This is a genomic window from Castellaniella sp. (assembly GCF_034007085.1).
In the GTDB taxonomy this organism is placed as follows: Bacteria; Pseudomonadota; Gammaproteobacteria; order Burkholderiales; family Burkholderiaceae_B; genus Castellaniella.
Genome location: NZ_JAVERO010000205.1, coordinates 1 through 2,830 on the forward strand (window position 1 = coordinate 1; position 2,830 = coordinate 2,830).

Genomic DNA, 2,830 nt, shown 5'->3' on the forward strand with positions numbered 1-2,830 from the left:
CAGGATCGCATACCAGCAGCAGTAGGTGATCAGCAGGGTCGCAATCAGGATGGCCGGCAACACGCCAGCGGCAAACAGCTTGCCCACCGAGGAACCTGTCACCGATCCATAGATGATCAGGGCGATGCTGGGCGGCACGATCGGCCCCAGGGTGCCGGCCGTCGTGATCAGGCCGATGGCAAAGAAGCGGTTGTATCCAGCCGCCACCAGCGCCGGAAACATGATGCTGCCAATGGCGATCACCGTTGCGGGGCTGGACCCCGAAATCGAACCGAAAAACAGGCACGCCAGCACCGTGGCAGCCGCCAGGCCACCGGGCAGCCAGCCGACCAGGGCACGAGCCAAACCGATGAGCCGGTCCGACAGGCCTCCAATGCGCATCAGCTCGGCGGCCAGAATGAAAAAAGGGATGGACATCAGGGAAAAATTGTTCATCCCCGAAAACATGCGCATCGGCACGACCAGCGGGTCGATCGAGCCGAAACCCTTGAGCGCCAGCGCCACAGCCAGCGACAGAGAGGCAAAGATCGGCAGACCGAACAGCAGCAGCGCGAAAAAAATAGGAACCAGGGCGGCAATCATGGAATTTCTTTATCCGTTTCCGTTCATGGGAATGATTCAGGGCAGGCGCTCCGGGCGCCGCGTCAGCCCGCCGAAGTCATGTCAATGGCCAGCGGCTGGTATTCCTTCTTGCCCGTGATCATGCTCCACAGAATCCACAGATAACGCAGCCCCATAAAGGCACCGGAAATCGGGATGACCATGTAGACATAGCCGACTGGAATGCGCATGGCCGGAGACAGCTGGTTCATGTTCAGCGTGTTGATTGCCAGACGGCTGCCGTAATAAACCAGGACCACAGCAAATACCAGTCCCAGGGTATTGGCCAGGTAGCGCAGCAGCCGGGCCAGCCGAGGCCCTGCCATCAAGGGCAGGACCTCGACACAGATATGCGCTGCGTAGCGCACGCCCATGCTGCAGGTCAGAAAGCTCATCATGATGAGTGTGTACAGCACGGTCTCCTCGGACCAGTACAGCGAGTTGTTGAACACATAGCGCGCGATGACCTGGATGATGGCCACGCAGGTGGCCACCAGCATCAGCACGATCATGGCAAACGACTCGATACGGTCGAGGCACCGGTTGATCCCTGCAAGCATGGGGGTCTCCAGGAAAGGAATGCGATCAGTGCACCGCTGCGGCCTTGACCGCGCGTTGCAGCAGTTCCGGCGTAATGTTGGCCTCGAACTGTTTGTAGATCGGCTCGGAGCGTTCGATGAATTTCTGACGCCCCTCGTCCGTGAGTTCGACGATCTTGATCTGACCCTTGATCTTTTCCAGGATGCGGTTCTCGTCTTCCTTGGTCAATTCACGGCCATAGTCCCGCGCAACGTCAAAGGCATCGGTCATGACCTTCTGCAGGTCCGCCGGCAGGGATTCCCAGGCCGCCTTGTTCATCACCGCCGCATAAGTGTGATACGCATGGCCGGTCAGGGTCATGTATTTCTGGACCTCGTAGAACTTCATCGAGTCGATGTTGGCCAGCGGGTTTTCCTGGCCTTCGACCACGCCCTGCTGCAAGCCGTTGTAGACCTCGGTGAACGCCATGGCCGTGGGGTTGGCACCCCAGGCCCGATAGGTCGCCAGGATGGTCGGCGCCTGCAGCGTGCGCATCTTGATGTTCTTCAGGTCATCGGGCTGGTTGATCTGGCGGATGTTGTTGGTGATGTTGCGGAACCCCGCACCCCAGTAATTCACACCATACAGATTGCTCTTGCCCAGCGTGTCCAGCAGTTCGCGGCCCACATCACCATCCAGCAGCTGTTTCATCGACTGCTCGCCCTGAATCAGGAAAGGCAGATCGAACAGAAACATCTTGGGCTCGAAATTGGCCAGATTGCCCGTCGGCGGAATCGCGATGTGCACCAGTCCCATCTGGGTCTGCTCAATGATTTCGACGTCACCGCCCAGCTGCGCGGCGGGCCGGACGTTGATTTCAATGCGACCGTTGGAATTTTTCTCGACCTCTTCCTTGAACTTGACCGCCGCGCGCGCATTGGGCGTCTGCTCGGTCAGCACATGGGCAAAGGTGAAAGTGTAGTCGGCCGCCTGGGCCAGAGAAACACTGACCAAGGCGCCGGCGAGGGCAAAGGAAAGCTTGCCGATGGGGAAACGGATCATGTCTCACTCCTTGTCTATGCATCAAAAAAGGGGGGAACGAAAGCAAAGAACAGCTCACTGCAAAAAGCACGGGGATCCCAGCACATCGACGGGTTTCCCCAGGCGGGATTCAATCAGCAGGGCGGCGGCCAGCAGGCGCTCTTCAGCCTGTGGTGGGGCCAGCAGCTGCAGCCCCACCGGCATGCCCTGGGCATCCAGCCCGATCGGCAGTGTCATGGCGCACAGGCCCAGCAGATTGGCCATGCAGGTATTGCGCAGCACTTGCATATTGGCGCGGCGATAGGCCTCGGGATCCTGAATCGCATCCAGGCGCGGAGGCGTGATGGCCACAGTCGGCATCACCAGCACATCGACCGCCTCGAAAGCGGGCAGGGCCAGTCGCGCTGCTTCGCGCAAGGCGCGCACCCGCAACAGGTAATCGACCGCAGACAGGGACTCTGCTCCTTCAACGCGCAGCCGCACCACTGGGTCCAGGCGCTCCATCCGACCCGGCAGTTCAGCCTTGAGGAAGGCGCAGAATTCCGGTGCCGCCAACCCTCCCTGGAGAAAGATCGCATAGGCCTCGTCACAGCCCGGCAATTCTAGTCCGCGCACACCTGCGCCCAGGACTTGCAGACGCTGCATGGCTTGTTCATAGACTGCGTCACGG

At 60.0% G+C, this 2,830-nt stretch carries 4 protein-coding genes; all 4 read right to left on the reverse strand.

The features are described 5' to 3' along the window. Positions 1-582, reverse strand: a 582-nt coding sequence (locus tag RBR29_RS11725) for a TRAP transporter large permease subunit (RefSeq protein ID WP_320349473.1), incomplete at its 3' end; no start/stop codon positions are given. 62 nt (positions 583-644) lie between these two features. Next, entirely contained in the window at positions 645-1,160 is a 516-nt protein-coding gene (locus RBR29_RS11730) for a TRAP transporter small permease (protein ID WP_320349475.1), read from the reverse strand. Positions 1,161-1,185: 25 nt separating this feature from the next. Beyond that, positions 1,186-2,181, reverse strand: coding sequence for a TRAP transporter substrate-binding protein (locus RBR29_RS11735; protein ID WP_320349476.1), 996 nt, complete (start codon positions 2,179-2,181; stop codon positions 1,186-1,188). A 54-nt stretch (positions 2,182-2,235) separates the two neighbouring features. Next, positions 2,236-2,830 (reverse strand): amidase family protein (locus tag RBR29_RS11740; protein WP_320349478.1); only part of this gene is annotated, 595 nt, incomplete at its 5' end.

What these genes read in the sequence shown, in the direction of transcription:
- RBR29_RS11730 (WP_320349475.1), bottom strand. Translation starts at nt 1,160, where the DNA reads ATGCTTGCAGGGATCAACCGGTGCCTCGACCGTATCGAGTCGTTTGCC.
- RBR29_RS11735 (WP_320349476.1), bottom strand. Translation starts at nt 2,181, where the DNA reads ATGATCCGTTTCCCCATCGGCAAGCTTTCCTTTGCCCTCGCCGGCGCC.